The organism is Aminobacter niigataensis (genome assembly GCF_014200015.1).
GTDB lineage: Bacteria > Pseudomonadota > Alphaproteobacteria > Rhizobiales > Rhizobiaceae > Aminobacter > Aminobacter niigataensis.
This window is the reverse complement of sequence record NZ_JACHOT010000001.1, coordinates 1,849,590-1,876,336: the sequence shown is the minus strand read 5'-3', so window position 1 is coordinate 1,876,336 and position 26,747 is coordinate 1,849,590. Positions and strand designations below refer to the sequence as shown.

General features: G+C 63.9%; 24 protein-coding genes. 10 read left to right on the top strand and 14 right to left on the bottom strand.

Going from position 1 to position 26,747, the window contains the following annotated elements; translation table 11 throughout:
* Positions 1-142: 142 nt before the first annotated feature.
* Positions 143-565 carry a DoxX family protein gene (locus GGQ99_RS09355; protein ID WP_183262200.1) on the top strand — a complete coding sequence of 141 codons (423 nt, stop codon included), beginning with the start codon at positions 143-145 and terminating at the stop codon, positions 563-565.
* Between the two features lie 28 nt (positions 566-593).
* Here GGQ99_RS09355 and purF read toward each other — a convergent pair whose 3' ends face one another.
* Together purF and GGQ99_RS09345 are read right to left on the bottom strand one after the other, a co-directional pair.
* Entirely contained in the window at positions 594-2,063 is a 1,470-nt protein-coding gene (gene purF / locus GGQ99_RS09350; protein WP_183262198.1) for an amidophosphoribosyltransferase, read from the bottom strand.
* 127 nt (positions 2,064-2,190) lie between these two features.
* Positions 2,191-3,447: an MFS transporter gene (locus tag GGQ99_RS09345; RefSeq protein ID WP_183262196.1), complete on the bottom strand. Its 1,257-nt coding sequence runs from the start codon at positions 3,445-3,447 to the stop codon at positions 2,191-2,193.
* A gap of 294 nt (positions 3,448-3,741) precedes the next feature.
* On the opposite strand from GGQ99_RS09345, the gene GGQ99_RS09340 reads away from it, so the two are divergent.
* Positions 3,742-4,674 carry a DUF6282 family protein gene (locus GGQ99_RS09340; RefSeq protein WP_108608714.1) on the top strand — a complete coding sequence of 311 codons (933 nt, stop codon included), beginning with the start codon at positions 3,742-3,744 and terminating at the stop codon, positions 4,672-4,674.
* A gap of 185 nt (positions 4,675-4,859) precedes the next feature.
* Here the strand turns inward: GGQ99_RS09340 and GGQ99_RS09335 are convergent, their stop codons facing one another.
* The 3 genes from GGQ99_RS09335 to GGQ99_RS09325 form a co-directional block, all read right to left on the bottom strand.
* Positions 4,860-5,468 carry a CvpA family protein gene (locus tag GGQ99_RS09335; RefSeq protein ID WP_108608713.1) on the bottom strand — a complete coding sequence of 203 codons (609 nt, stop codon included), beginning with the start codon at positions 5,466-5,468 and terminating at the stop codon, positions 4,860-4,862.
* A gap of 26 nt (positions 5,469-5,494) precedes the next feature.
* Positions 5,495-6,898: a DNA repair protein RadA gene (gene radA, locus GGQ99_RS09330; RefSeq protein ID WP_108608712.1), complete on the bottom strand. Its 1,404-nt coding sequence runs from the start codon at positions 6,896-6,898 to the stop codon at positions 5,495-5,497.
* 70 nt (positions 6,899-6,968) lie between these two features.
* A complete protein-coding gene (locus tag GGQ99_RS09325) occupies positions 6,969-8,465 on the bottom strand; it encodes a replicative DNA helicase (RefSeq protein ID WP_108608711.1) in 1,497 nt (498 codons plus the stop codon).
* Positions 8,466-8,867: 402 nt separating this feature from the next.
* Here GGQ99_RS09325 and GGQ99_RS09320 point away from each other — a divergent pair, with 402 nt between their 5' ends.
* Positions 8,868-11,537 (top strand): autotransporter family protein, encoded by a 2,670-nt coding sequence (locus GGQ99_RS09320; RefSeq protein ID WP_183262194.1) that lies wholly within the window; start codon positions 8,868-8,870, stop codon positions 11,535-11,537.
* Positions 11,538-11,570: 33 nt separating this feature from the next.
* On the opposite strand, the gene GGQ99_RS09315 is transcribed toward GGQ99_RS09320, so the two are convergent.
* The 6 genes from GGQ99_RS09315 to GGQ99_RS09290 all read right to left on the bottom strand — a co-directional run bounded on the left by GGQ99_RS09315 (position 11,571) and on the right by GGQ99_RS09290 (position 17,083).
* The gene (locus tag GGQ99_RS09315; protein ID WP_183262192.1) at positions 11,571-11,894 is read right to left on the bottom strand and encodes a YnfA family protein; all 324 of its coding nucleotides are present in this window, start codon (positions 11,892-11,894) and stop codon (positions 11,571-11,573) included.
* A 70-nt stretch (positions 11,895-11,964) separates the two neighbouring features.
* The gene (locus tag GGQ99_RS09310; protein ID WP_183262190.1) at positions 11,965-13,254 is read right to left on the bottom strand and encodes a cyclopropane fatty acid synthase; all 1,290 of its coding nucleotides are present in this window, start codon (positions 13,252-13,254) and stop codon (positions 11,965-11,967) included.
* A gap of 144 nt (positions 13,255-13,398) precedes the next feature.
* Complete coding sequence (gene rplI / locus GGQ99_RS09305; protein WP_108608707.1) at positions 13,399-13,977, bottom strand: 50S ribosomal protein L9; 579 nt, start codon at positions 13,975-13,977, stop codon at positions 13,399-13,401.
* A gap of 206 nt (positions 13,978-14,183) precedes the next feature.
* Positions 14,184-14,432 carry a 30S ribosomal protein S18 gene (rpsR, locus tag GGQ99_RS09300; RefSeq protein WP_018427106.1) on the bottom strand — a complete coding sequence of 83 codons (249 nt, stop codon included), beginning with the start codon at positions 14,430-14,432 and terminating at the stop codon, positions 14,184-14,186.
* Positions 14,432-14,920: a 30S ribosomal protein S6 gene (gene rpsF / locus GGQ99_RS09295; RefSeq protein ID WP_108608706.1), complete on the bottom strand. Its 489-nt coding sequence runs from the start codon at positions 14,918-14,920 to the stop codon at positions 14,432-14,434. The genes rpsR and rpsF overlap by 1 nt, the downstream gene beginning before the upstream one ends.
* 306 nt (positions 14,921-15,226) lie before the next feature.
* Positions 15,227-17,083 (bottom strand): LTA synthase family protein, encoded by a 1,857-nt coding sequence (locus GGQ99_RS09290; RefSeq protein ID WP_183262404.1) that lies wholly within the window; start codon positions 17,081-17,083, stop codon positions 15,227-15,229.
* A gap of 442 nt (positions 17,084-17,525) precedes the next feature.
* Between GGQ99_RS09290 and fabD the strand changes: the two genes are divergently transcribed.
* The 7 genes from fabD (at position 17,526) to gmk (ending at position 23,906) form a co-directional block, all read left to right on the top strand.
* Positions 17,526-18,467: an ACP S-malonyltransferase gene (gene fabD / locus GGQ99_RS09285; RefSeq protein ID WP_183262188.1), complete on the top strand. Its 942-nt coding sequence runs from the start codon at positions 17,526-17,528 to the stop codon at positions 18,465-18,467.
* A gap of 54 nt (positions 18,468-18,521) precedes the next feature.
* Positions 18,522-19,259 (top strand): 3-oxoacyl-[acyl-carrier-protein] reductase, encoded by a 738-nt coding sequence (gene fabG, locus GGQ99_RS09280; RefSeq protein WP_108608703.1) that lies wholly within the window; start codon positions 18,522-18,524, stop codon positions 19,257-19,259.
* Between the two features lie 197 nt (positions 19,260-19,456).
* Positions 19,457-19,693 (top strand): acyl carrier protein, encoded by a 237-nt coding sequence (locus GGQ99_RS09275; protein ID WP_055978681.1) that lies wholly within the window; start codon positions 19,457-19,459, stop codon positions 19,691-19,693.
* A 29-nt stretch (positions 19,694-19,722) separates the two neighbouring features.
* The gene (gene fabF, locus GGQ99_RS09270) at positions 19,723-20,985 is read left to right on the top strand and encodes a beta-ketoacyl-ACP synthase II (RefSeq protein WP_183262187.1); all 1,263 of its coding nucleotides are present in this window, start codon (positions 19,723-19,725) and stop codon (positions 20,983-20,985) included.
* 108 nt (positions 20,986-21,093) lie between these two features.
* Complete coding sequence (mltG, locus tag GGQ99_RS09265) at positions 21,094-22,296, top strand: endolytic transglycosylase MltG (protein ID WP_183262185.1); 1,203 nt, start codon at positions 21,094-21,096, stop codon at positions 22,294-22,296.
* A gap of 62 nt (positions 22,297-22,358) precedes the next feature.
* Complete coding sequence (locus tag GGQ99_RS09260; RefSeq protein ID WP_183262183.1) at positions 22,359-23,249, top strand: YicC/YloC family endoribonuclease; 891 nt, start codon at positions 22,359-22,361, stop codon at positions 23,247-23,249.
* A 3-nt stretch (positions 23,250-23,252) separates the two neighbouring features.
* Positions 23,253-23,906, top strand: coding sequence for a guanylate kinase (gene gmk, locus GGQ99_RS09255; protein WP_246389456.1), 654 nt, complete (start codon positions 23,253-23,255; stop codon positions 23,904-23,906).
* 11 nt (positions 23,907-23,917) lie between these two features.
* Here gmk and rsmA read toward each other — a convergent pair whose 3' ends face one another.
* The 3 genes from rsmA to GGQ99_RS09240 are packed head-to-tail and all read right to left on the bottom strand — an operon-like array spanning position 23,918 to position 26,712.
* Entirely contained in the window at positions 23,918-24,754 is an 837-nt protein-coding gene (gene rsmA, locus GGQ99_RS09250; protein WP_183262181.1) for a 16S rRNA (adenine(1518)-N(6)/adenine(1519)-N(6))-dimethyltransferase RsmA, read from the bottom strand.
* Positions 24,751-25,773, bottom strand: a complete 1,023-nt coding sequence (pdxA, locus tag GGQ99_RS09245; protein WP_183262179.1) for a 4-hydroxythreonine-4-phosphate dehydrogenase PdxA — start codon at positions 25,771-25,773, stop codon at positions 24,751-24,753. Before pdxA ends, rsmA begins: the two co-directional genes overlap by 4 nt.
* A gap of 3 nt (positions 25,774-25,776) precedes the next feature.
* Positions 25,777-26,712 carry a peptidylprolyl isomerase gene (locus GGQ99_RS09240; RefSeq protein ID WP_183262177.1) on the bottom strand — a complete coding sequence of 312 codons (936 nt, stop codon included), beginning with the start codon at positions 26,710-26,712 and terminating at the stop codon, positions 25,777-25,779.
* Positions 26,713-26,747: the final 35 nt, after the last annotated feature.

Here is a 26,747-nt window from a genome sequence, read left to right as displayed (position 1 = left end):
CGATTTCGCCGCGAACAAAACCCCACAGGCCACAATGAGGGCCGACTATGTGTCGCAAGCTACGAAATTCGCGCCGGCAATGTCGGAAAAGCCTGGCGTCAGGCGTCCTGGGTTGAGAACGATGATACCGGAGGTACGAGCCATGAGCAGAACTGTAGCAATCCTTGTCGCCAGACTGATCTTTGCCGGCGCTTTCGCCATGGCGGCTGTCTTCAAGTTCGCCGGAATGGAACAAACTGCGGCCTATGTCGCGGCGGCCGGCTTTCCCTTCCCGCTGCTCCTCGCGTGGCTAGCGGCCATATTCGAAGTTGCTCTGGTACTGGCCTTCCTGACGGGCGCCTTCTTTTCGGAAGCGGCCTTGCTCGCGGGGGTCTACGTGATCTTCCTGGCCTTCGCCTTCCACGGCCCCTCGCTCTGGCAGGGAAACCAGGCCGAGTTCGGCTTCTTCGTCGACCACTTCACCTTCCTCGCGGGACTGCTGTTCGCAGCCGTGCACGGGCCAGGCGAAAAGCTGGCACTGCGGCAAGGCCTTATCTGGAAGAACGAGGCGGCTTCCGCGAATTGACGCGAAAGCCAGGCAGCGTCAGAAGGCGCTAGACTCCGCCCGTCGCCAGCAGCGACAAGGTGCGGACATTGTCCGAGCCTTCGAGATCGGCGAGGCGTGTCGGGTACTGCCCCGAGAAGCAGGCATCGCAGAACTGCGGCTGTTCGTTGTCGCGGCTGGTCTCGCCGACGGCGCGGTAGAGACCGTCCATCGACAGGAAGCCGAGCGAATCGACGCGAATGAACTCGGCCATTTCCTCGATCGTCATGCGCGAGGCCAAAAGCTTGGACTTCTCCGGCGTGTCGACGCCGTAGAAGCAGGAGGCGCGGGTGGGCGGCGAGGCGATGCGCATGTGCACTTCGCGGGCACCGGCGTCACGCACCATCTGCACGATCTTCTGGCTGGTGGTGCCGCGGACGATGGAATCGTCGACCAGCACCACGCGCTTGCCTTCGATCATCCGGCGGTTGGCGTTGTGCTTGAGTTTGACGCCCATATGGCGGATCGAGTCGCCGGGCGAAATGAAGGTACGGCCGACATAGTGGTTGCGGATGATGCCAAGCTCGAAGGGGATGCCTGCCTGCTGCGAGAAGCCGATGGCCGCCGGCGTGCCGGAATCGGGCACGGGCACGACGATGTCGGCTTCGACCGGGCTCTCGATGGCGAGTTCGGCGCCGATGCGCTTGCGCACGTCATAGACGTTGCGGCCCTCGACCGAGGAGTCGGGGCGGGCGAAATAGACATATTCGAAGATGCAGAAGCGCGGCTTCTGCGGCTCGAACGGGAAGATGCTCTCGATGCCCTTGGAGGTGACGATCACCATCTCGCCGGGCTTGAGATCGCGCACGAAACGCGCGCCGATGATGTCGAGCGCGCAGGTTTCGGAAGCGAGGATCCAGGCACCGTCGAGGTCGCCGAGGACCAGTGGGCGAATGCCGAGCGGATCGCGGCAGCCGATCATCTTCTTCGACGACAGTGCCACCAGCGAGAACGCGCCTTCGACCTGGCGCACCGCATCGATGAAGCGCGCATTGAGATCGCGTTCCTTGGACGTCGCGACCAGGTGCAGGATGGTTTCGGTGTCGGAGGTCGACGAGAAGATCGAGCCCTGCTTCTGCAAGGCGCGCTGCACCGTCATGGCGTTGGTCAGGTTGCCGTTATGCGCAACAGCAAAGCCGCCATCGGCGAGTTCGGCGAAGAAGGGCTGGATGTTGCGGATACCCGCGCCGCCAGTGGTGGCGTAGCGCGTATGGCCGATGGCGCGATTGCCCTTGAGGCTGTCGATGACGCGCTGCTTGGTGAAGGTGTCGCCGATCAGGCCGACATGGCGTTCGACGTGGAACTGGCTGCCGTCGTAGGAGACGATGCCGGCGGCCTCCTGGCCGCGATGCTGGAGCGCATGCAGGCCCAGCGTGACGATGGCTGCTGCGTCCTGCCGGCCAAAGATGCCGAACACGCCGCATTCATCGTGGAAATGATCATCGGCCTCGGCGGAGAGAGGTGTGTCTGCGTCAACCATCGGGTCACGGTCTCGTGTCGGAAAGCCGTCATATAGGGCATGCCGACCTGCAATACCATCACCAATTTTAGCAGGCCTTGTCGCAGGTGGCCTGCGCAGGAGGTAATCCTGCGCAGGCAACTTGGCCCTAGGCCAGTTCGACGCCCTTGCGTTCCTTGATCAGGAAGACCGTGGCGAGAATGTCGATTGCCCAGAGAAAGACCAGGAACGACAATCCGGCGGACAGCGAATATTGCGTTGCCAGCCAGCCGATGACCAGCGGGCCGAAGCCGCCGACGCCGCGGCCGACGTTGAAGAGCACGTTCTGTGCCGTCGCGCGGGCCTGCGTCGGGTAGCTTTCGGAGATCAGGGCGCCATAGCCGCCGATCATGCCGCTCAGGAAGACGCCGGTGATCGCGCCGGCAATGAGCAGCGCCGTGGGGTCCTTGATCTGCGGATAGACGAATGCCATCGCCATGGCGCCGATCTGGAAGGCGATGAACAGCGGCTTGCGGCCGAAGCGGTCCGCCAAATGCCCGAAGATCCACATGCCGACCGCCCCGCCGAGCACGGTGACCGACGTCCACATCGCCGACTTGGTGAGCGTGAAGCCCATCTGCGTCGACAGGTAGGCCGGCAGCCAGATCATCGTGCCGTAGTAGCCGAAGTTCTGCGCCGACGTCATGATGCCGATGCCGATCGTCGACCGGATCGTTTCGCGGTCTGCAACCAGGTGGCGGAAGGGATTGACGCGCTTGCCGGCGTCCTTCTTGGCCGCCGCCACGAACATTTCAGGCTCATGCAGGTACTTGCGCAGGGCAAAGGCCACAACAGCCGGGATCAGGCCGATGACGAACATGCCGCGCCAGCCGATCAGGGGCAGCAGCAGCGGGGTGAGCAGCGCCGCGGCGAGCACGCCGGCCTGCCAACCCAGGGCGACGTAGGACGAGGCGCGCGCCCGCTTATGCGCCGGCCAGGCCTCTGCCACCAGCGCCATGCCGATGCCGAACTCGCCGCCCAGGCCGATGCCGGCGATGGTGCGGTAGATCAGCAGATCCCAGTAACCCTGGGCGATGGCACAAAGACCGGTGAACACACCAAACAAAAGGATGGTCCACGACAGGACGCGGATGCGGCCGAAACGGTCGCTGAGTGCCCCAACGATCAGGCCGCCGATCACGGCCCCGATGAGGGTCCAGGTAATGAGCGAGCCCGCCTCCGAACTCGAAAGGGCCAGGCCGACCGTAACCGCCGGCAGCATGAAGCTCAGGATCATCAGGTCGAAACCATCCATCGCGTATCCGAGATTGGATGCGAGCAGCGCCTTGCGCGCATAGCTGTTGACGGGCGCGTCCTTGTCGTCCGCGAGGGTCGGCGATTGCGCCGTAGAAGACTTAATTGACATGCTTTCCTTCCCAAAAAATGCGCTCGGCCCACGCGACACCAGGAAGCGCGGCTTCAAGCCGCGGGAATAAGTATATACATAATTGAAGTTGCGCAAGCTGAGCCAAGTGCTCATGCATGCTGCCGGCTTGACTCGCAAGCGAAGAACTTGGCTACAGCGCATGGCGCCGAGCAGAGGTCGCCGCGACAATGGTGTCGGAGGCTCGCGGAGGCATGTTGACAAGCTTCCATGCGTATAGAATAGTAATTATGTATATACATAATTTACTGCCGTGACTGGGAATGGAGTTGGGTAATGAAGGCACTACCGCACGTTGGCGACAAGCGCGTGATCGATATGCATGTGCATATCGGACCGGAATTTTTGCGCCGGAAATATAGCGCTGAAACGCTCGCGGCCGAGGCGCGGAGCGAAGGCTTTGGCGTGGTGATGAAGAATCACTTCCAGCCGACCACCGGACAGGTCAGCCAGTTGCGCCGGCCCGACGACAAGGTGGCGCTGGTTGGTTCCGTCGCCCTGAACTTCGGCTGCGGCGGCGTCGACGACCATGGCGTGCGGTCGGCACTCTCCGGCTGGAAGCGCGACGTGACGGCGGCGGATCCGGATTCCGACCGCTTCGTGGTCTGGATGCCGACGATGTGCTGCGAGGCGCATCTGAAGAAGTACAATCGCCGCGACCTGTCCGAGGCCTGGGGCATCAAGGGGCAGTACACGAGGTATTATGCCGAGGGTACCGGCTATACGCTGGACGAAGGCAATGACGACAAGATGGCCGCGCTGCGGCGCGCGCTGCAGGTGATCGCCGACAACGACCTCATCCTAGCGACAGGGCATTTCGACCGCAACGAGACCCTGACGGTCGTCAGGATCGCGCATGAGATGGGCATCCGCCGGATCATCATGACGCATCCGCTGTTTCAGACCACCGAGCTCGATCCCGAGACGATGCGGCGCATGTGGGAGCAGTACGGTGCCTATAGCGAACTGGCCTTCGTCAATCTCGCCATGGATGACCTGAGCTACGAGCAGTACATCGAAGTCATCGAGGCGGTCGGCTCGCAGGGCGTAATCCTGTCGTCGGACGTCGGGCAGGTGTTCTCGGCAGGCGTCGGCGATGCCCTGCGCGAATTCTTCACGGAGCTGCAGGCACGAGGCGTCAAGGAAGACGACATCGTCCAGATGTCGGTCATGAACACGAACAAGCTGTTGTTCGAAACCATGGAGTGATCGTCGGGAGGGTTCACGCGTCCTGACCGGGGCGCGTCGATCCTGAGTGTCTGCGACGCGCCGAGGAATGCTGCCTGCCGGACCAGCGATACGCAGCCAGAATGCAGAACGCCGTGCCTCCCTTCGGACGCACGGCGTTCAATGTCACGCGCTGATCATCGGTCCCCTGATGATCGCGAAGTCGCTCAGTTGTTGGCGGGCGGCGTTTCCGCAGCGGGCGCGCCGGCAGGCTCGTCAGCGCCACCTTCGGCGGGCGGCGTGGCCGCGCCGGCCTCGGGCTCGCCCTGCGAATTGAGCTTCTTGAGAATCGAATTCTCGGGATCTTCCGGCAGCATGTTTTCGATCGTCGTGCCGATGCTTTCGAGCAGCGGGCGCGACTTGGCCTCGGAAACCCAGGCAGGTGACTTGTCGCCGACCAGCCAGTTGAAGAACAGCAGGCCGACAGCGACCACCAGGATGCCGCGTGCCGCACCGTAGAGGAAGCCGAGCGTGCGATCGAGCGCGCCGATGCGGCTGTCGATGATGAAGTCGGCGATCTTCATGGTGATGATAGTGACGACGATCAGCGCGACGATGAAGACGATGCCGGCGGCTGCGGCCATCGCGATCTTCTCGTTGTCGATATAGGGCTGAACGTAGGGGACGACCGGCTTGTAGAAGAAGAAGGCAGCAGCGGCAGCCGCAGCCCAGGAGGCGACCGAGAGCACCTCCCGCGAGAAGCCGCGCACCATGGCGAGCATCGCCGAAACCAATGTGAAGCCGACCAGAATTCCGTCAAGCAGCGTAATCGGCATAGTGTCTCTCACTCCCTGACGACGGTTTAGTCCGTCTCTTCCGCTCGGCTTCGTCTTGAGCCGGCTATCCGCGCCACCAGATCCGCGAGTGCGGTCGGCTGGAACGATCCGGCCCCGATTCCACCTGCGATGTCCCCACTGCCGGCGGGCAGGACTGCCCTTCCGAAGCCCAACTTTTCGGCCTCTTTAAGGCGTTGCTGCGCATGCGCAACCGGCCTCACGGCGCCAGAAAGGCTGATTTCGCCGAAATAGACGCAATCAGCGGGCAGGGCAAGACCGGTGAGCGAGGAAACCAGTGCGGAAGCGACCGCCAGATCGGCAGCCGGCTCGGAGATGCGGTAGCCGCCGGCGACGTTGAGATAGACGTCGTGCTGGCCGAATCGGACGCCGCAATGGGCCTCGAGCACGGCGAGGATCATCGACAGCCGCGACGAATCCCAGCCGACGACCGCACGACGTGGCGTACCCAGCGTGGAGGCAGCGACGAGGGCCTGGATCTCGACCAGCACCGGCCGTGTGCCTTCGATCGCGGCGAAGACGGCGGCTCCCGGTGCCTTGGCATGGCGCTCGCCCAAGAACAGTTCGGACGGGTTGGCGACCTCGCGCAGGCCCTTGTCGGACATCTCGAAGACGCCGATCTCGTCGGTCGGGCCGAAGCGGTTCTTGACGGTGCGCAGGATGCGGAAGTGGTGGCCGCCTTCGCCTTCGAAATAAAGAACGCCATCGACCATGTGCTCGACGACGCGGGGACCGGCGATCTGGCCTTCCTTGGTGACGTGACCGACAAGGACCACCGCGGCACCTGTCGACTTGGCGTAGCGGATCATCGCTTGGGACGAGGCGCGCACCTGGGTGACGGTGCCGGGGGCTGAATCAGCAAGGTCGGTCCACAGCGTCTGGATCGAATCGATGATGACCAGGTCCGGCCGCTTGCCGTCGGCAATGGTGGCCAGGATGTCTTCGACATTGGTCTCGGCGGCGAGTTCGACCGGCGAGGAGGCGACGCCGAGGCGCTGGGCACGCAGCCTGATCTGGGCAACGGCTTCTTCACCCGAGACATAGACGACGCGGTGGCCACGCGACGCGAGTGCCGCCGCCGCCTGGGTGAGCAGCGTCGACTTGCCGATGCCGGGATCGCCACCAATCAGCAGCGCCGAGCCGCGAACGAAGCCGCCGCCGGTGGCGCGGTCGAGTTCGCCGATGCCCGAGACGATGCGCGGTGCGTCCTCGATGTCGCCGTCGAGCGAGGTCAGGGTGACGGGGCGGCCCTTGCGGGCGCTCTTCAGCGCGCCCGGGCCGCTGCCGATGCCGCCGGAAGTGCCTTCCTCGACGAGCGTGTTCCACTCGCCGCAGGAATCGCATTTGCCGGCCCAGCGCTGGTGCGCTGCGCCGCAATTCTGGCAGATGAACTGAACGCGCGCTTTAGCCATGGGTGCGATGCAATACTGATTGGGATGGGTCGAACCCCTTGGCGGGAAGAGGCGCTGCGTTTGCCAAGGCCTACTGTTCTCCAAACCTCTCCGGCAGGTGATGCTCGGGCGCGAGGTCGAAGAAGCGGGTGAATTCGCCCTGGAAGCCGAGGCTGACGGTGCCGGTGGGGCCGTGGCGCTGCTTGGCGACGATGACCTCGGCCTTGCCGCGCACTTCGGCCATGTCACCTTCCCACTTGATATATTCGTCGGTGCCGGGTTTCGGCTCCTTGTTCTTGAGGTAGTACTCCTCGCGATAGACGAACAGCACCACGTCGGCGTCCTGCTCGATCGAGCCTGATTCGCGAAGGTCGGAGAGCTGCGGACGCTTGTCGTCGCGGCTTTCGACCTGGCGCGACAGCTGCGACAGCGCGATGATCGGAACGTTGAGCTCCTTTGCCAGCGCCTTGAGGCCGGTGGTGATTTCGGTGATTTCCTGCACGCGGTTCTGCGACGACTTGGCCGATGAGCCCTGCATCAGCTGGATATAGTCGATGATGATGACGTCGAGGCCGCGCTGGCGCTTGAGGCGGCGGGCACGCGCGGCGAGCTGGGCGATCGAGATACCGCCGGTCGAATCGATGAACAGCGGAATCTTCTGCAGCGTCTGGGTGCAGCTGACCAGCTTTTCGAAATCTGCCTCGGTGAGATCGCCGCGGCGGATCTTGGAGGAGGGCACTTCGGCCTGCTCGGAAATGATACGGGTGGCGAGCTGTTCGGACGACATTTCGAGCGAGAAGAAGCCGACGACGCCGCCGTTCTCGGCCTTGAACGAGCCGTCTGCCTGCTGCGCCGGGACATAGGCGTGGGCGACGTTGAAGGCGATGTTGGTGACGAGCGAGGTCTTGCCCATGCCGGGGCGGCCGGCAAGCACGATCAAGTCGGAAGACTGCAGGCCGCCCATGCGGGCGTCGAGATCGTGAAGGCCGCTGGCAACGCCAGACAGATGGCCGTCGCGCATATAGGCGGCGCTGGCCATGTCGATCGCGGTCTTGACCGCATCGGAGAAGCTTTCGAAGCCGCCGTCATAGCGGCCGGTCTCGGCGAGTTCGAACAGGCGGCGCTCGGCATCCTCGATCTGCTCGGACGGCGACATGTCGACCGGCGCGTCATAGGCGATGTTGACCATGTCCTCGCCGACGGTGATCAGCGCACGGCGCGTGGCAAGGTCATAGACGGCGCGGCCGTAGTCGGAGGCGTTGATGACGGTGACGGCATTGGACGCAAGGGCGGCCAGATATTGCGAGACCGTCATGTCGCCGACCTTCTCGTCGGCGGGCAGGAAGGTCTTGATGGTCACCGGGTTCGCCATCTTGCCCATGCGGATCAGCTCGGACGAGACCTCGAAGATCTTGCGGTGCAACGGCTCGTAGAAATGGGTCGCCTTGAGGAAGTCGGAGACGCGGTAGAAGGCGTCGTTGTTGACCAGCATCGCGCCGAGCAGCGCCTGCTCGGCCTCGATGTTGTTCGGGGCTTCCCGGTAGAGCGGGGTTTCCGCCACTTCGAACTTGCGTGCTGCCTCAGCCAATGTCTTCCCCGTCCGTTGCCGAGCATCTGCAGTACCAGAGCCAGGCCACAAGCCGTCCATCGTCATTTCAACTGGCCACCACTATTCACACTCGTCCACAGGGACGGCCGGTGCGATGACGGATTCCGGTTGACGCGAATCGGGGCGATTCTAGCTGTGTATCGACAGGAACAGAACAGGAATATGTAGCCGATCGCTGCATTTACCAAGAAAGTGTCCAGAACAATCTAAAGGTAGTTTGTATACATAAGGTGGTTGATTTTACTCGGTTATGCGGTGATCCTTGACTTCCGACGGCATACGCCTCGCGATGCGGCACATGGCGATGCATATGCTGGAAGGGCACCAGTGGCCGAAACGCGCGCTGCTGCGGCGTCGGCCTGCCCTGCTTGAGGAGGCAACATGCGCATTTTTCATCCGGCACCGGCGCGATTCGGCTGGCTGGCATCCACCGCCATGGTTTTGTTGGGTTCGACGCAGGCAGGCTTTGCCGCCTGCGACCTGACGCCGACCGCCGGCAACAGCATTTATGTCTGCGACAGTGGTGCCAGCGGAGGGCTGACCGACACCAACGGCACCAACACGCTGACCATGCCGGGTGGTGGTGCCGGCACGATCAATGGCAACGTCGTATTTGGCGGTTTTGTCGACCGCGTTGAGGTCCACAGCGGCGCCATCACAGGCAACGTCCAGCAAGGCGGCGGAAGCGACGACTTCCTGATGAGCGGCGGCCAGATCCAGTCGCTCAGCCAAGGTGATGGTCTCGACACATTCTTCATGTCTGGCGGCCGTATCGTCGATTTCTTCGAAGATGGCGACACGGCATACATGACCGGCGGCCGCATCGGTCGCGTCAACATGAAGCTCGACGACAACCTGTTCGATATGTCTGGCGGCACGATCGACAAGAACCTTGTGACCGGCTTCGGCGATGACACCATCATCCTTTCAGGCGGTACGATCGGCGGCAACATCAGCGTCAGTGGCGGCACCGATAGCGTGACTGTGACAGGCGGCTCCGTCGGCGGCAGCGTGCTGCTGAGCGTCGGCACGGACACTTTCACCTGGGACGGCGGCGGTATCATCTACGGCACTGTCGATCTTGGCGGTGACAACGACACGGCAAAGCTCAGCAATCTCAGCAACGCAAACATCGGCGCGACTGTTGCGGTCAATGGCGGGGACGGCACGGACGGCCTGACTTTCGACAATGTATCGGCGGCCGGCATTGCGCGGTTCCAGAATTGGGAAAGGATCGACGCCACCAACGACACCGAACTGACCTTCGACGGTAATCTTGTGCTCGGCGACGCCGGTACCGGAACCGGTACGCTGACGGTCGATGCCACCAGCACCCTTTTCGGCGGTGGTCAAAATGCAAGCGTGCTGGCCGTCACTGGGCTGGCAAACGTCATCAATGCCGGCCGCATCGACTTGACCAATGGCGGTGGTGGCACTGGCGATACGTTCACGATCAATGGCAACTACCAGGGCAATGGCGGACTGCTGTTCCTCGACACTGTGCTCGGCAGCGACGGCTCGGCCTCGGACAAGCTGGTGATATCCGGTGGCACCGCGACGGGCTCGACCGGCATCGAGATCGTCAATGCCGGCGGTGCCGGCGGATTGACTGTCGCGGATGGCATTCTGGTGGTCGAGGCGATCGGCGGTGCGACGACCGGAGGTGCCTTCGCACTTGCCAGTCGAGTGGCCGCCGGCGCCTACGAGTATATGCTGTTCAAGGGCGACGCTGCGGGTGCAGGCCAAAACTGGTATCTGCGCTCGACGATGTCCTCGACCAGTCCCGAGCCAGCGCCGGGGCCTTCTCCGATCGAACCGAACCCTCAGCCTGCGCCCGTCGATCCCGAAACGGCACCGCCGCCGCCGACGTCGGTGATACCGCCGGTGGTGATTCCGGGCGAGGGCGATCCTGTTACCCCGCCCACTGACCCGACCCCGCCGGTGCTGCCGGGGGATACGCCGCCTGAAGCACCGCCAGTACCACCGGTTACCGGCGAGCCGACGCCGCCTCCGCCGACCGAGACGCCGCAACTGGTGCTCAACCCGGCCGAGTCGGCACCGCTGCCCAATCCCGAACGGCTCGAAGGAGGAGCGATGCCGCTCTTCCGTGGCGAGGTTCCGACCTACGCGGTGATCTCGCCACTCGCGCACTACCTCGCCATGTCGACGCTGGGCACATTCCATGAGCGCCGCGGCGAGCAGCCCGAAGTACAGGGTGCCGGGCAGATGCCGGCTGCATGGGGGCGTGTCTTTGGCCAGAGTGTCGATATGTCCTGGACCGGAACCCTGACACCGCGCTTCGACGGCACGCTGTTCGGCATGCAGGCCGGCCTCGACATCTATGGCTGGGAAACGGATAGCGGCCATCACGACCGTATCGGCCTGCTTGTCGGCCACACGCGCATCAGCGGCGACGTGAAGTCGCCGACGATCGCCGGGCCGGTAGCCGATTTCGGCGATATCAACGCGAACGGTACCAGCCTGGGTGCCAATTGGACCCATGTCGGCCCAGGCGGCTGGTACCTCGATGCCGTGCTGATGGGCACCTGGTACGGTGGCGATGTCACCTCCAGTGGCGGCGAAAACCTCGACGTCGGCGGAACCGGGGTCACTGCTTCGCTGGAGGGCGGTTATCCCATCGCACTGACGCCGGAGTGGACACTGGAGCCGCAGGGCCAACTGGTCTGGCAACATCTGTCGCTTGACGACCAGGCCGACAGCTTTTCGACGGTGTCGTTCAATTCCGACGATGTGCTGACCGGTCGGCTGGGCGTGCGGTTGCAAGGTCTCTTCCAGACCGAAGCCGCGACGCTGAAGCCGTACCTCAAGGCCAACATCTGGCATGAATTCGACGGTGAGGGGGGCATCAGCCTCGGCGGCGACCCGATTGCCGTCGAGACCGGCGGGACGTCAGTCGAGTTCGGCGGCGGCGTGATTGCGAAGCTGAGCGAACATACCAGCATGTTTGCCACCGCTGACTACACCACCAATATCGGCGGCGAGCAGAAGCGCGTCTTTGAAGGCAATGTCGGTCTCAGCGTCAAATGGTAAGGGGCGTCGACGCCGGCCGCTCTGTGATCCTGCTCAAGCCCCGCGTGGCGCCAGCAGGATGATCGAGGCGCCGGCGATGCAGACTGCGGCGCCGATAATGTCCCAGCGATCCGGGCGTACGCCTTCGGCAAGCCACAGCCAGCCCAGCGACGCCGCGATGTAGATGCCGCCATAGGCGGCGTAGGCGCGGCCCGCGGCATTGGCTTCGACCAGGGTCAGCAGCCATGCGAAGGCGATCAGCGAGATGACGCCGGGGATGAGCCACAGGGCCGACTTGTCGAGCCGCCACCATGCCCAGAAGGCAAAGCAGCCGGCGATTTCGGCAAGAGCTGCGGCAGCATAGATGGTGTAGGTCATGAAGAAGGCCCGGTGCGAATGGCAACGGGCCTATCTCCTACGACGGCCGGGGCCGAGGCAAGGGCGAGCTTCACTCCTTGTCGCCGACCTTCCCGCGACGGGTGGTCTTGCCAGCCGGCGTCGTCTCGCGATGCGCCATCTCGTGCATGGCGAGCGCTTTCTCGCACTTGCCGATATAGTCGCGGGTCAGCGGCAGCGTGTCGTTGCGATGGGTGAGCTGGATCTGGAATACCATCAGGTCCTGCCAGCGGAAGGCGGCTTCGGAAGCCGCGAGATAGAATTCCCACATCCGGCAGAAGCGCTCGTCATAGATCGCTTTGGCCTTGTCACGGTTGGCGGCGAAACGCTTGCCCCAGTGCTTCAGCGTCTCGGCATAGTGAAGGCGCAGGATTTCGACGTCGGTGACCATCAGTCCCGATTTCTCGATCGCCGGCAGCACTTCCGACAGGGCAGGAATGTAGCCACCCGGGAAGATGTATTTGCGGATGAAGGCGCTGGTCGCCGTCGGCGGGCCGAAACGGCCGATCGAATGCAGCACCATCACGCCATCGGGTTTCAGCCGCTTGGCGACGTTGTCGAAGAAGGTACGGTAATGGTTGACGCCGACATGCTCGAACATGCCGACCGACACGATGCGGTCGAAGCGCTCGACCAGATCGCGATAGTCGCGGATTTCGAAGTGGACGTGGCCGTCGAGCCCTTCGGCCTGGGCGCGTTCAGTCGCCACCGCGTGCTGTTCGGTGGAAAGGGTGACGCCCAGAACCTGCGCTTCGAACGAGCGCGCCAGGTAGAGCCCGAGCCCCCCCCAGCCAGAACCGATGTCGAGCACCGAGTGGCCTGGCTTGAGCCGCATCTTGGCGGCGATATGCGCCTTCTTGGCCAGTTGGGCCTCTTCCAGCGTCATTTCGGGTTCGGCGAAATAGGCGCAGGAATATTGCATGTCGCTGTCGAGGAAGAGCCGGTAGAGGTCGCCCGAAAGGTCGTAGTGACGCTCGACGTTGCGTTTCGCGCGCGCCGCGGTGTTGACCTGCTGGAAGCGGCGCAACGCTACCCGCAGGCCTTCGATGGCGCGTGACCAGGCGGCATCGACCGTGCCGTTGCCGAGATTCTGGAAGGCGATCCGCATGAAGCCGAAGATGTCGCCCTCGACGATGTCCATCTCGCCGTCCATGTAGGCCTCTGGCACGGCCAATGTCGGATCGAAGGTAATGGCCCGTTCGGCTCGCCGCGTTCGGATCAGCATGTGGACGGGTTCGCCGCTGCCGTCGCCGAAGCGATGCGGTCGGCCATCGGGCCCGGTGACGGTCAGGTTTCCTGTGCGTACGAGTTTTGCGAAAATGCGCTGCAGCAACACGTTCATGGGCAATGCTCGCGATGTGTCAGTCCTATTGTCAGAAGCTGGTAACTAGCGCGGGCACGTTCAAGTTCCACCTGGCACAAAAAAACCCGGGTGTTTCCACCCGGGCTTGGTCCAGAAAACTGGATCTGACAACTGAGGCTGAGATCAGCCCTCGTCGCCTTCGCCGTCTTCGTTCGGGTCAAAGAAGCTGTCCGGACGGGCGTTTTCGTTGATGTCGTCGCCGTAGATGGCTTCGGCAGTGGTCAGCGTCTCGCCCTTCGACTGACGCTCGGCTTCGTCGGCCGTGCGCGCGATGTTCAGCGTGATGGTGACTTCGACTTCGGCGTGCAGCGAGATTGCCACGTTGGTCAGGCCGATGGTCTTGATCGGCTGGTTGAGCTCGACCTGGTTGCGTGCAACCGTGAAGCCTTCGGCGGCCAGCAGGTCGGCGATGTCGCGGGTCGAGACCGAACCGTAGAGCTGGCCGGTTTCACCAGCCGAGCGGACGGTCACGAAGGTCTTGCCGTCAAGCTTGTCGGCAACCTGCTGGGCTTCCGACTTGCGCTCGAGGTTGCGGGCTTCGAGCTGAGCGCGCTGGCCTTCGAACTTCTTCTTGTTGGCTTCGTTGGCGCGGAGCGCCTTGCCCTTGGGCAGCAGGAAGTTACGGGCAAAGCCGTCCTTGACCTTGACGGTGTCGCCCATCTGGCCGAGGCGGGAAATGCGTTCGAGGAGAATGACGTCCATTTTCCTTGTCCTTTCGTTGGCTGCAAAGGCAGCGAATAAAATTCAACGGGCAAGGAAGCAGGGAAGGGCGTTGCCGCCGGTTTCGCTGTCCTGCCTGTCGCGGCAGTTAGGTCCTCTTTGGAGGTCCAACCCGGGATTTGAAATTCGCCCGACCGCGCCCGTCGCGGGGGGAGGAAGCGGGCAGCGAACCGCCCGCTTCGGATGTCTTACTTCACCACGTAGGGCAGCAGGCCGAGGAAGCGGGCGCGCTTGATCGCCTGGGCGAGTTCACGCTGCTTCTTCTGGCTGACGGCGGTGATGCGCGAAGGAACGATCTTGCCGCGCTCGGAAATGTAGCGCTGCAGCAGACGCACGTCCTTGTAGTCGATCTTCGGAGCGTTGGCGCCGGAGAACGGGCAGGTCTTGCGGCGGCGATGGAAGGGACGACGGGTCGGGATCTGATTGATGTCGACCATTATTCTGCACCCCCTTCAACACCTTCGCGCGGACGGCGCGGGCCACGGTCACCACCGCCATCGCGGTCGCCGAAGCTGCGCGGGCCGCGATCACCACGGTCACGATCGCCGAAGCTGCGCGGACGGTCGCCGAAGCCACCGCGTTCGCCACGCTCGGAGCGCTCTTCGCGCTTCTGCATCATGGCGGAGACGCCTTCTTCATGCGCCTCGACCTTGATGGTGAGGAAGCGCAGGATGTCTTCGGACAGGCCCTGCTGGCGCTCGACTTCCTTGACGGCAGCCGACGGAGCAGTGATGTCCATGAGCGTGTAGTACGCCTTGCGGTTCTTGTTGATGCGGTAGGTGAGGGACTTCAGTCCCCAGTTCTCGACCCGGCCAACCGATCCACCAGCTGCAGTGATGATGCCCTTGTAGTGTTCGACAAGTGCATCGACCTGCTGCTGCGAGAGGTCCTGGCGGGCAAGAAACACATGTTCGTAAAGAGCCATAGTTTTTGCCTTTCTTCGTTTCCATCTTCCGGTCCCGGCGGCTAGAGCCTCTGCGACCTCCCTGATCCGTCGAAGGCCTAAGCCATCTCAGGAGAAGAAAGGAGCACGACGAGACGGTCGAGAGCGGAGACACGGGAGGCGGAAGCGTTTTCGCTTCACGCGGCGGCTTTCGAGAAAACCTCCGGCCCTCCGTTCAGCCCCCAGCTGGGACCGGCAGATGGCGGGCGTCTACAGGCAAAGTGCCTTCAAGGCAAGGGGCGGGACCAAGAAACCCGCCGAAATCGGCCCTTTCGGCGGCTTCGGGCCTCAACCCAGAGCCTCCGGACGCAGGAACAGGGGCGAACGCGTGCGGTCGGCAACCACCTTGTCGACCGTCTCCGGGAAGAACGGCTTGGCGCCGCGGCGCTTGCCGAACATCATGTCGTATTGCAGCCAGCGGTAATCGCGGATCGACGGGTCGATCTCTTTCTGGCGCGACCAGTCGAACACCGACTCGCCGGCCTTCGGCAGAAGCACGTTGCGGTCAACGACGCGGAAGCGCTCGTGCAGGTCGCCGAGGAAGCCGGTGTAGTAGGGGTGGCTGATTCCGGCGGTTTCGAGCACGTGCAGCGGCAGGAAGGCCGGGCTGATCGAGCCGATGTTTTGCGCAGCACCCGTCCGGTTCGACCATACGACCAACGGCGTCTCGTGCTGGACCAGCATCTCGCCGATCGCCGCTTTGCGCTTGGCGACAGGCTCGTTCATGAAACCGGTCTCGACATAGACGGGGCCGAGCGGCGGCAGGTGGTCGCCGAAGAAGGCGATCACGGTCGGGCGCTTGCGCTTGCTGGCCCAGTCCATCAGGCGCTTGAGGCTGCGGTCGGCGTCCGATGCACCTTCGGCATAGGTCAGGATCGATTCGCGTGCCCAGGGTGACGTTGCCGCCTCAACCTTGTGGGTGGTGTCGCTGTAGCGGTTCGGCTCGTAGGGGCCGTGGCTCTGCAGCGAGACCGCGAAGAAGAAGAACGGATGCTCGGTCGCATCGGCCTCGCGGATGATCTCTTCGGTCAGAGCGGCGTCGGACACCAGCGGCCCGCGCTTTGCCAGCAGCGGCAGGTTTTCCTCCGACATGAACTGGTCGAAGCCGAACGCCTTGTAGACGGGCGCGCGGTTCCAGAACCAGCCGCCGAACGGGTGGATGGCCTTGGTCTCGTAGCCTTCGCTCTTGAAGAACGTCGCAAGCGACGGCACCGGCGCGCGGACATATTGCTGGTAGGGAATCGAGCCGGCCGGCAGGAAGGCGTTGGAGAAGCCGGTCAGCGCCTCGAACTCGACATTGGCGGTCATGCCGCCGAATTCCGGCGAAAAGACATGGCCGGACTGGGCCGCGCGCACGTTTGCGATCGGATCGGGCGTGATCGAGACGCCGGGCAGGCGCGTCGGATCCCAGAAGGATTCGCTCATCACGATGATGACGTCGGGCTTTTCCTCGGGCAGGACGGCGGCGGCCTGGTCCGGCCGGGCGATGGCGTCGACAGCCTTTTCGGAATAGCCGTGCGGCGCCTTGACCTTGGCCATCGGCACGTTGAGCGCAAACGCGATGGCAAAGCCGTTGGAATTGTAGTTTTCCTTCTGGTCCCACATCATCGGGATGATCTGGAGACGGTCGCGCGTCCACGAGAAGGTCGCGTAGTCCATGATCGAGACGAAGAAGGCGAGGGCGGGAATGGCGATGGCGAGGCGCGAGATGCGTGCCCAGAACGTCAGCGCCGGCATGCGGCGGCGCCAGTAGCGCCAGGCAAGGACAAGGAGCGCAATGCCGGTGACGAGGCCCACGACGATGCCGACGCCGGCCATCGGGCGCTCGCGCACCAGCAACGGCATCAGTTCGACGATCTGTCGGGCATAGAGAAAGTCGGTCGGGTAGAGTGGGTCGCCGAGATAGAGCGACTTCTGATGCCCGACAAAGGCGAGCAGCAGCGCCACGGGTGCGACGATCAGCAGGCCGTTATGCGGCCGGCCGAGCAAGGCATCGAGGCCAACCAGCAGCAGCGCAAAGAGCGCCACCGTGGTCCAGCTCGGCTTGAACGGCTGTTGGAAGAAATTGAGCGTGTCGACGAAGGAGCCGCGCGCGATGTATTCGATGGCGAAGACCAGCACCGCCGAAACGGCGAGCGTGACCATCACCGAGCGCAGTACGCCCAAGGCATAGGCACGCCGGTCGGACGCGGTCTGCTTCGCGTCCTCAACACTCCTTGCGGCCTTATCGACTACACTTCCCAACTCGACTTCCTCGGCTTTATGACGGCCTCATCATGCAGCGGTCACCTGAACGTCACCTGAACGTCATCAAACTGTCATGCAGAAGCTAGGGCTTATGGCAAAATTGAGAAGCGTTGGCCAACAAATCGTGTTTCGGCTTAATCATGTGTGATTATCGGCCCGTTTCGGGCCTCGGGACGCACAAGGCTTGACTTGACAGGGCGCATTGCGCCAGAGCCACAGCGATCCGGAGTGCCCGACGTTCCCTGGGGGCGGCACGCGTACTTCGGTTTGTTATGTCTGCGCATCGCGCCGAAAGGGCCGGAATGGCCTGAGGCGATGCGCCAGCAGCCAGGAGACGAATATGGCCGTTGCATTTACTTTTCCAGGGCAGGGCAGCCAGGCCGTCGGCATGGGCAAGGAATTGGCCGATGCTTTCCCGGAAGCGCGACGGGTATTCGAGGAGGTCGATGATGCACTTGGCGAAAAGCTGTCGAAGCTGATCTGGGAAGGTCCCGAGGAAACGCTGACGCTGACCGCCAATGCCCAGCCGGCGCTGATGGCTGTTTCGATGGCTGCATTCAGGGCGCTCGAAGCACGCGGCCTGTTGCTCAAGGACAAGGTCACATATGTCGCCGGCCACTCGCTGGGCGAATATTCGGCGCTTGCTGCCGCAAGGTTCGTTTCTGTGGCCGACGCTGCGCGGCTGTTACGCATTCGCGGTGATGCCATGCAGGCCGCTGTACCTGCCGGGCAGGGCGCCATGGCTGCGATCATCGGGCTCGAGCAGGCCGATGTCGACGCGGCTTGCGCCGAAGCAGCCGAGGGTTCGGTCTGCCAGATCGCCAACGACAATGGCGGCGGCCAGCTGGTCATCTCCGGCGAGAAGGCGGCGGTCGAACGCGCGGCCAAGCTGTGCACCGAAAAGGGCGCCAAGCGCGCGCTGATGCTGCAGGTCTCCGCGCCGTTCCATTCCGCGCTGATGGCACCGGCTGCCGAGAAGATGCGCGAGGCGCTTGCCGGCGTGAAGAAGCATGCGCCGATCGTCCCGGTCGTCGCCAATGTCTCGGTCCAGTCGATCACCGATCCTCAAGAGATCGCCGCCCGCCTCGTCGAACAGGTGACCGGCCGCGTCCGCTGGCGCGAGACCGTCGAATGGTTCGGCAACAACGGCGTCACCACGCTCTACGAAGTGGGCGCCGGCAAGGTGCTCTCGGGCCTCGCCCGCCGCATCAACAAGGACATCGCCACGGCCGCGGTCAACAACCCGGCCGACGTCGAGGCGGCAATCGCCGCGCTCGTCTAAAACATACTGTGACCCCACCCGTGTGAAGGGTGTGCTCTGGAAGGGATTGGAAAAATGCTCGATCTGACCGGCCGCAAGGCACTCGTCACCGGCGCATCCGGTGGCATCGGCGAGGAAATCGCTCGCATCTTGCACGCGCAGGGCGCCATCGTCGGCCTGCACGGCACCCGCGTCGAAAAGCTCGAGGCGCTGGCCAATGAGCTCGGTGACCGCGTCAAGCTGTTTCCGGCCAACCTCGCCGACCGCGACGAGGTCAAGGCGCTTGGCCAGAAGGCCGAGGCCGAACTCGAAGGTGTCGACATCCTGGTCAACAACGCCGGCATCACCAAGGACGGCCTATTCGTTCGCATGTCCGACGCCGACTGGGACTCGGTCATCGAGATCAACCTGACGGCGATGTTCCGCCTGACGCGCGAGCTGACGCATCCGATGATGCGCCGCCGCCATGGCCGCATCATCAACATCACCTCGGTGGTCGGCGTCACCGGCAACCCCGGCCAGACCAACTACTGCGCCTCGAAGGCCGGCATGATCGGCTTTTCCAAGTCGCTCGCCCAGGAAATCGCCACCCGCAACATCACCGTCAACTGCGTCGCCCCCGGCTTCATCGAATCGGCAATGACCGAGAAGCTCAACGACAAGCAGAAAGAGGCGATCATGGCTGCGATCCCGGCCAAGCGCATGGGCACCGGCAAGGAAGTTGCTTCGGCCGTCGCCTACCTCGCCTCCGACGAAGCTGCCTATGTCACCGGCCAGACAATTCACGTCAACGGCGGCATGGCGATGATCTGATTGGGCCGATTGGCCGGGATAACTGGCCCTTTTGCCTTGGACGCGGTCAAGATTTCGTGTATTGCCGCGCTCCATCAGGTGGCCGGACCGAAGACGGACCGCTGCCCGAGCGCTTGGGAAAGCGTAGATTACTGCTTGATTAGCGGCATTCCGCCCGCTAACGAAGACCTAACAAACACCAGACTGAGGATGCCCACATGAGTGACACCGCAGAGCGCGTCAAGAAGATCGTCATCGAACATCTTGGCGTCGACGCCGACAAGGTGACTGAAGCTGCAAGCTTCATCGACGACCTGGGCGCGGACAGCCTCGACACGGTCGAGCTCGTTATGGCGTTCGAAGAAGAATTCGGCGTTGAGATCCCCGACGACGCGGCCGAGACCATCCTCACCGTTGGCGACGCCGTGAAGTACATCGACAAGGCTTCGGCCTGAGCGATCGCGAATTGTCAGGGATGCCTGCGATGAGGCGTGTGGTTGTCACGGGCCTTGGCCTGCTTTCACCGTTCGGCATGGGCTACGAGCACGGCTGGAAAGAGCTTCTTTCCGGCCGTAGCGCCGCAAGGCGGATCACGGAGTTCGAGGTCGAAGACCTCCCCTGCAAGATCGCCAATGTCATCCCCAGGGGTGACGGCACGAACAATACCTTCAATCCCGAAGCAGTCCTCGAACCCAAGGAACTGCGCAAGATCGGCGACTTCATCCTCTACGGGATCGCGGCCGCAGACGAGGCATTGAAGGATTCGGGCTGGGCGCCCAAGACACCGGACGAGCAGAACGCGACTGGCGTCATGATCGGTTCGGGCATCGGTGGCATCGAGGGCATCGCCGAAAACGCGCTGATCCTCAACGAACGCGGCCCGCGCCGCATCAGCCCCTTCTTCATTCCAGGCCAGATCATCAATCTGGTCTCTGGCCAGGTTTCGATCCGGCACGGGCTCAAGGGCCCCAACCATGCCGTGGTCACGGCCTGCTCGACCGGCGCGCACGCCATTGGCGACGCAGCTCGTCTGATCATGTTCGGCGACGCCGACGTGATGGTGGCGGGTGGTGCTGAATCGCCGGTGGCACGCCTGTCGCTTGCCGGCTTCGCCGCTTGCAAGGCACTGTCGACCGGGCGCAACGACGACCCCGAGAGGGCCTCGCGCCCTTATGACCGCGACCGCGACGGCTTCGTCATGGGCGAGGGCGCAGGCGTCGTCGTGCTCGAAGAGCTCGAACACGCCAAGGCGCGCGGCGCCAGGATCTATGCCGAGGTTGTCGGTTATGGCCTGACAGGCGACGCACATCACATCACGGCTCCGGCCGAGGATGGCGACGGCGCGTTCCGCTGCATGACCGCCGCCCTCAAGCGCGCCAACCTTTCGCCGGCCGACATCGACTACATCAACGCCCATGGCACCTCGACCATGGCCGATACGATCGAGCTCGGCGCCGTCGAGCGCCTCGTCGGCAATGCCGCCTCCAAGGTCTCGATGTCATCGACCAAGTCGTCGATCGGCCACCTTTTGGGTGCCGCCGGTGCTGCCGAGGCGATCTTCTCGATCCTCGCCATTCGCGACAACATCGTGCCGGCAACGATCAATCTCGATAATCCCGAGCGTGAGACGGCCATCGATCTCGTGCCGAACAAGCCGCGCTCCCGGCAGGTCGACGTCGCCTTGTCGAACTCCTTCGGCTTTGGCGGTACCAACGCCTCGCTGGTGTTCCAGCGCTACAACGGCTGACAACTCTGTGGGAAGGGGGCGTTAAACGCCCTCTTTGCCGCGATTTTTGCCACATTCGGCTCTAGTCTCCCGGCGGGGATTCGACGCAAGAGGGAGTGGCGAGGCAAAATGAGCATGAATACGCCAGGTCAAGGGGAAGGTGCCGCGCGCGCCGCACCGGCAAATCCGATCGTTCCTAAGACAGCGCAGGAAGCGCTGCGGCCGGAAATCGGCACGCCGCCGCCCAAGCGTTCGCGTGCCTCGCGCAACCAGATCGTCGTGTTCATGAATTTCGTGATGTCGACGGCGGTGCTGGTGATCCTCGCCGGCGGCGCAGCCCTCTATTTTGGCAAGCAGGAATTCAACGGCGAGGGCCCGTCGGCGGTCCCCAGCACATTCCTGGTCAAGGAAAAGACCGGCGTGCAGGACATCGCCGACCAGCTCGAGCGGCGCGGACTGATCAGCGATGCGCGCATCTTCCGGATGGGCGTGCGCGCCTACGGCAACGACGGCTCGCTGAAGGCAGGCGAATACGAAATCCAGGCCGGCGCTTCGATGCACGAGATCATGGAGCTCCTGAAGAGCGGCAAGTCGGTGCAATACTCGCTGACGATCCCGGAAGGACTGACCGTCGAGCAGGCCTGGAAACGCATCGCCGAGCAAGAGGCTCTTACCGGCGACATGCCGACGGAGATGCCGGCCGAGGGCACGCTTGCCGCGGATACGCAGCGCTTCACCCGCGGGCTTACGCGCCAGCAGATCATCAACAAGATGCTGGCCGACCAGAAGGAACTGGTCGAGACCATCTGGCAGCGCCGTACGTCGGACCTTCCGTTGGCCGACATCAACGAATTCGTGACGCTGGCGTCCATCGTCGAGAAGGAAACCGCCCGCGGCGACGAGCGCTCACGCGTGGCAGCTGTCTTCATCAACCGCCTCAACAAGGGCATGCGGCTGCAGTCGGATCCGACGATCATCTACGGCATCTTCGGCGGCAAGGGTAAGCCCGCCGACCGGCCGATCTACCGCTCAGACATCGACAAGCCGACGGCCTACAATACCTATGCCATCAAGGGCCTGCCGCCGACGCCGATTGCCAATCCGGGCAAGGCTTCGCTCGAGGCGGTGGCCAATCCGTCCAAGACCAAGGACCTGTATTTCGTGGCTGACGGTTCGGGCGGGCATGTCTTTGCCGAGACGCTGGACGAGCACAATGAGAACGTCGCGCGCTGGCGCGCCTTCCAGCGCAAGGTCGTCGAGGACGAGAAGGCAGCCGGCGAGGCTGATCCGGCAAAGAAAGACGCCACGACGACGAACGCCGTCAAGAAGTAGGACAGGCTCGCCGCGCGGCCATCAGCCCGCGTGGCGCAACAAGAACAGGGACGCGCTGCCAGATGAACCTGCAGAGCATGACAGGCTTCGCCCGCGTCGCGGCCGAGCATGACGGAACCGCCATCGCCTGGGAGGTGAAGTCGGTCAACGGCAAGAGCGTGGAAGTGCGCCTGCGCCTGCCGCAGGGCTTTGAACGTCTCGAGCCATCGGTGCGCCAGGCCATCCAGAAGCGCTTTTCGCGCGGCAACGTGCAGGCAACCCTGACAGTGAGCCGCGCCAGCGGCTCGATGGTCCAGCCCGTCATCAACGAAGTGTTCCTGCGCGACGTCGCCGAACTCGCCAACCGGCTGGTCACACAATTTGGCGCGGCGCCTGCGAGCGCCGACGGGTTGCTCGCGCTTCGCGGCGTCTTCGATGTGCCCGAGGCGGTCGAAACCGAAGAGCAGCGCGCGGCGATCGATGCGGCGATCATGAATTGCCTGGAGACTGGTCTTGCCGGCCTCGTCGAGGCGCGCAAGGCCGAGGGCGAGGCCCTGCGCGGGCTGCTGTCGGGCCATATCGCGACCGTCGAGGCGCTGACGCTGCGGGCCGAGGCCGATCCGTCGCGCGAACCGGCGCAAATCCGCCAGCGGCTCGCCGAGCAGGTGCGTCTGCTGCTCGAGGCATCGCCGGCGCTCGACGAGGCACGGCTCAACATGGAGGCGGCGTTTCTCGCCACGAAGGCCGATATTCGCGAGGAAATCGACCGGCTGAAGACGCATGTCGCCTCGGGACGCACGCTGATATCTGGCGGTGGCGCAATCGGCCGCAAGCTCGATTTTCTGGCGCAGGAATTCAATCGCGAATCGAATACTCTATGTTCGAAGTCGAACGCCGCCGCAGTGACCGCCATCGGGCTGGAACTGAAGGCCGTGGTCGACCAGTTTCGCGAGCAGGTTCAGAATCTGGAGTAGCGCATGGGCGCCGAGAACCCTTCAAACGCCATCAGGCGGCGCGGCCTGATGCTGGTGCTGTCTTCGCCGTCGGGCGCAGGCAAGTCGACCATCGCGCGTAACCTGCTGGAAAGCGACCCCGGCCTCGAGCTGTCGGTCAGCGTGACGACCCGCGCTCGCCGGGGCAGCGAGATCGACGGCATGCACTATCATTTCCGCTCGATGCGCGATTTCGAACGGCTGCGCGACTCCGACGCTCTGCTCGAATGGGCCGAGGTGCATGGCAACTACTATGCCACGCCGCGCGAGCCGGCCGAAATTGCCATGGCGCAAGGTCGCGACATGCTGTTCGACATCGACTGGCAGGGTGCCGAGCAGCTCAAGGAGAAGATGCGGGCCGACATCGTCTCGATCTTCATCCTGCCGCCGTCGATGGGCGAACTGAAGGCGCGCCTGCGCCGCCGCGCCGAGGATCAGGATGCGGTGATCGAGACAAGGCTGCACAACGCCCGTGTCGAGCTCGAGCACTGGCGCGACTATGACTACGTCGTCGTCAACGACGACCTCGACAAGGCCTTTGCCTCGGTCAAGGCGATCGTCACCGCCGAGCGCCTGCGCCGCGACCGCCGGCCGGGATTGTTCGATTTCGTTTCGAAGCTGCTCGACGAGAAGGTCTGAGCGACGGGCGCTCAGACCGCCTTTGCCAGCGCCACGAACTCCTCGACGCTGAGCGTCTCGGCGCGGCGGGTCGGGTCGATGCCGACGGTTTCCAGGAGTCTTTCGCCGCCCATGCTTTTCAGGCTCTGGCGCAGCATCTTGCGGCGTTGGCCGAAGGCCGCCTCGGTGACACGGCCAAGCACCTTCACGTCGGCCGGCAGAGGCACCTGACGCGGTTCCAGGTGTACGACGGACGAAGTGACCTTCGGTGGCGGGGTAAAGGCCTGTGGCGGCACATCGAAGGCAATGCGTGCGTCGGTGCGCCAGCCGGCGAGAACGCCGAGGCGGCCGAAGGCCGGGCTCGCCGGCTTCGCCACGATGCGTTCGGCGACCTCGCGCTGGAACATCAAGGTCAGCGATTGATAGAACGGGGGCCAGTCCTGGACGGTGAGCCAGCGGACGAGCAGTTCGGTGCCGATGTTGTAGGGCAAGTTGGCGACGATCTTTGTCGGCTCGCCGCCGGCGAGCGCCGCGAAATCGGTCTTCAGCGCGTCGCCCGAGACCACTTCCAGCCGTTCCGGATAATGGTTGGAAATCTCGGCCAGTGCTGCGAGGCAGCGTTCGTCGCGCTCGATGGCGATGACGCGCCTGGCGCCGTTCATCAACAGCGCCCGTGTCAGCCCGCCGGGGCCGGGGCCGACCTCGATGACGGTGACGCCTGTGAGATCGCCGGCAGCCCGCGCCACCTTGCTGGTCAGGTTGAGGTCGAGCAGGAAATTCTGGCCGAGCGCCTTCTTGGCCTGCAGGCCGTGGCGCTCGATGACGTCGCGAAGCGGCGGCAGGCCGTCGATGCTGGTGGCCGCACTCATGATGACTTGCCCCCAACGTCCGCCAGCCGGCGCGCCAGCTTCAGCGCTGCGATCAGGCTGTCTGGCCGGGCAATGCCCTTGCCGGCGATGTCGAAGGCGGTGCCATGGTCGGGCGAGGTGCGGATGAAGGGCAGACCGAGCGTGACGTTGACCGTCTCGTCGAAAGCGAGCGCCTTGGCCGGGATCAGTGCCTGGTCGTGATACATGCAGATGGCGGCGTCGTAGCCGGCGCGGGCGCGGGCATGGAACATGGTGTCGGCGGGCAGGGGACCGAAGACGTCGATACCTTCCGCCTTCAGCGCCTCGATCGCCGGGCGGATGATGCGTTCGTCTTCATGGCCCATCGCACCGCCTTCGCCGGCATGCGGATTGAGGCCCGAAACGGCGATGCGCGGCCTGGCGATGCCAAAACGTGTGCGCAGGTCATGCGCGCTGATGCGGGTGGTCTCGATGATCGCCTCGGTCGTAAGCGCCCTCGGCACGTCGGCAAGCGCGATATGGATGGTGACGGGCACGGCGCGAAGCTCCGGCCCGGCAAGCATCATGACCGGCATGACGGCGGAGCCGGTCCTCTGGCTCGCGAGGTGGGCGAGGTATTCGGTATGGCCGGGAAAGCGGAAGCCGGCGTCATAGAGCGGCTTCTTGGCGATCGGGCAGGTGACGACGGCAGCGGCGCGGCCTTCGAACGTGTCCATCACGGCACGGTCGATCGCCTCGATGATGCCGGCGGCGTTCTGCTTGTCGGGCTGGCCCGGCGCGTCGACCAGCGCAGCGGACAGCGGCACGACCGGCAACGCATCTGCGAACTGCCCGGCAGCATTGGCCGGGTCGGTCTCTGCGATCTGGATTTCGACGCCCAGCGCGGAAGCGCGTGCGGCGACCAAAGCCGGGTCGCCGAGGAGATAGAAGGCGGGCACGTCCGCTTCGTTGCGCAGCCGCCAGGCTGCGACTGCGATTTCGGGGCCGATACCTGAGGGATCGCCAACAGTCAGCGCCAGAGGGGCGCCATGCGAGCCCACGACCTAGCGGTTGACGATGCGAGCCTTGGCCCGCAGTTCTTCGATGTACTTCTTGCTGAGCTCGTCGGCCTTTTCGTTGCCTTCCTTGCCGAGCCCCTCGGCCTGGAAGACCATCTGTGCGACCTTGTCGTCGGACACTTCGCGGGCGCTGCAAACGCCGATGAACTCGACGCCACGGTCAGTCTCACGCACCGGGGTTGCGCCGCCAGCCTTGAGCTTCTTGATCTGGTCGGCCCATTCCGGCGGCAATTGCGGTGCAAGCACGCGGCCGAGATCGCGCACGGTCACGTCGAGCAGGCCCCTGGCGAATTCGCGCGTCTGCTCGCAACCGTTGAAGCGGCCACGCATGGCATCCGCCTCGCGCTTGCGCTTGCCGATGGAGCCGCGCTCGGATACCGGCACGACGAAGATCACCTGCTGCAGCATGTATTCGGTGGCGCTCGGCTTGGCGCCGCCCTGCTGCAGCATGCGCCGGACGGCGTCCTGCTCGCTGGTGCCGCCACCGCCGCTGCCCTCGGCGCGGAAGCGGGAACTGAGCGCCTGGTTCCAGCCCATCTGCGTGCGGATGTAGTCCTTGAAATGGCTGCTCGTCACGCCGGCCTGGGCCAGGATCTGGTCCATTTGGGCGGGCTTGAGCTTGTTGGAGCCGGCAAAGCGCGCATAGGCGTCGTCGACCTGCTTGTCGGAGATGCGGATGTTGAGCCGCTTCATTTCGGCCTGGCGCAGCGTCTGCTCGATCATTTCCTCGCCGGCATTGCCTTTGCGCTTCTGCAGCTTGAGGAACGCGGCGCGGCGCTGGATGTCGTAGCTGGTAACCGGCACGTCGTTGACGATGTATTTGATCTCGCTGGCCTGGGCCGGCGGCGCATAAGCGGTCATCGAGAGCGACGTTGCCGCCACGAGCAGGGCGAGGCCTGCCGAAAAGAGGTGCTTCCGCATCGATAAAGTCCCGTTCAAACCCCAGATCCGAGCAT

Excerpts from the sequence above, each read along its gene's own strand:
- GGQ99_RS09355 (WP_183262200.1), top strand. The coding sequence starts at position 143 with ATGAGCAGAACTGTAGCAATCCTTGTCGCCAGACTGATCTTTGCCGGC.
- purF (WP_183262198.1), bottom strand. The coding sequence starts at position 2,063 with ATGGTTGACGCAGACACACCTCTCTCCGCCGAGGCCGATGATCATTTC.
- GGQ99_RS09345 (WP_183262196.1), bottom strand. The coding sequence starts at position 3,447 with ATGTCAATTAAGTCTTCTACGGCGCAATCGCCGACCCTCGCGGACGAC.
- GGQ99_RS09340 (WP_108608714.1), top strand. The coding sequence starts at position 3,742 with ATGAAGGCACTACCGCACGTTGGCGACAAGCGCGTGATCGATATGCAT.
- GGQ99_RS09335 (WP_108608713.1), bottom strand. The coding sequence starts at position 5,468 with ATGCCGATTACGCTGCTTGACGGAATTCTGGTCGGCTTCACATTGGTT.
- radA (WP_108608712.1), bottom strand. The coding sequence starts at position 6,898 with ATGGCTAAAGCGCGCGTTCAGTTCATCTGCCAGAATTGCGGCGCAGCG.
- GGQ99_RS09320 (WP_183262194.1), top strand. The coding sequence starts at position 8,868 with ATGCGCATTTTTCATCCGGCACCGGCGCGATTCGGCTGGCTGGCATCC.
- GGQ99_RS09315 (WP_183262192.1), bottom strand. The coding sequence starts at position 11,894 with ATGACCTACACCATCTATGCTGCCGCAGCTCTTGCCGAAATCGCCGGC.
- GGQ99_RS09310 (WP_183262190.1), bottom strand. The coding sequence starts at position 13,254 with ATGAACGTGTTGCTGCAGCGCATTTTCGCAAAACTCGTACGCACAGGA.
- rplI (WP_108608707.1), bottom strand. The coding sequence starts at position 13,977 with ATGGACGTCATTCTCCTCGAACGCATTTCCCGCCTCGGCCAGATGGGC.
- rpsR (WP_018427106.1), bottom strand. The coding sequence starts at position 14,432 with ATGGTCGACATCAATCAGATCCCGACCCGTCGTCCCTTCCATCGCCGC.
- rpsF (WP_108608706.1), bottom strand. The coding sequence starts at position 14,920 with ATGGCTCTTTACGAACATGTGTTTCTTGCCCGCCAGGACCTCTCGCAG.
- GGQ99_RS09290 (WP_183262404.1), bottom strand. The coding sequence starts at position 17,083 with ATGGTCACGCTCGCCGTTTCGGCGGTGCTGGTCTTCGCCATCGAATAC.
- fabD (WP_183262188.1), top strand. The coding sequence starts at position 17,526 with ATGGCCGTTGCATTTACTTTTCCAGGGCAGGGCAGCCAGGCCGTCGGC.
- fabG (WP_108608703.1), top strand. The coding sequence starts at position 18,522 with ATGCTCGATCTGACCGGCCGCAAGGCACTCGTCACCGGCGCATCCGGT.
- GGQ99_RS09275 (WP_055978681.1), top strand. The coding sequence starts at position 19,457 with ATGAGTGACACCGCAGAGCGCGTCAAGAAGATCGTCATCGAACATCTT.
- fabF (WP_183262187.1), top strand. The coding sequence starts at position 19,723 with ATGAGGCGTGTGGTTGTCACGGGCCTTGGCCTGCTTTCACCGTTCGGC.
- mltG (WP_183262185.1), top strand. The coding sequence starts at position 21,094 with ATGAGCATGAATACGCCAGGTCAAGGGGAAGGTGCCGCGCGCGCCGCA.
- GGQ99_RS09260 (WP_183262183.1), top strand. The coding sequence starts at position 22,359 with ATGAACCTGCAGAGCATGACAGGCTTCGCCCGCGTCGCGGCCGAGCAT.
- gmk (WP_246389456.1), top strand. The coding sequence starts at position 23,253 with ATGGGCGCCGAGAACCCTTCAAACGCCATCAGGCGGCGCGGCCTGATG.
- rsmA (WP_183262181.1), bottom strand. The coding sequence starts at position 24,754 with ATGAGTGCGGCCACCAGCATCGACGGCCTGCCGCCGCTTCGCGACGTC.
- GGQ99_RS09240 (WP_183262177.1), bottom strand. The coding sequence starts at position 26,712 with ATGCGGAAGCACCTCTTTTCGGCAGGCCTCGCCCTGCTCGTGGCGGCA.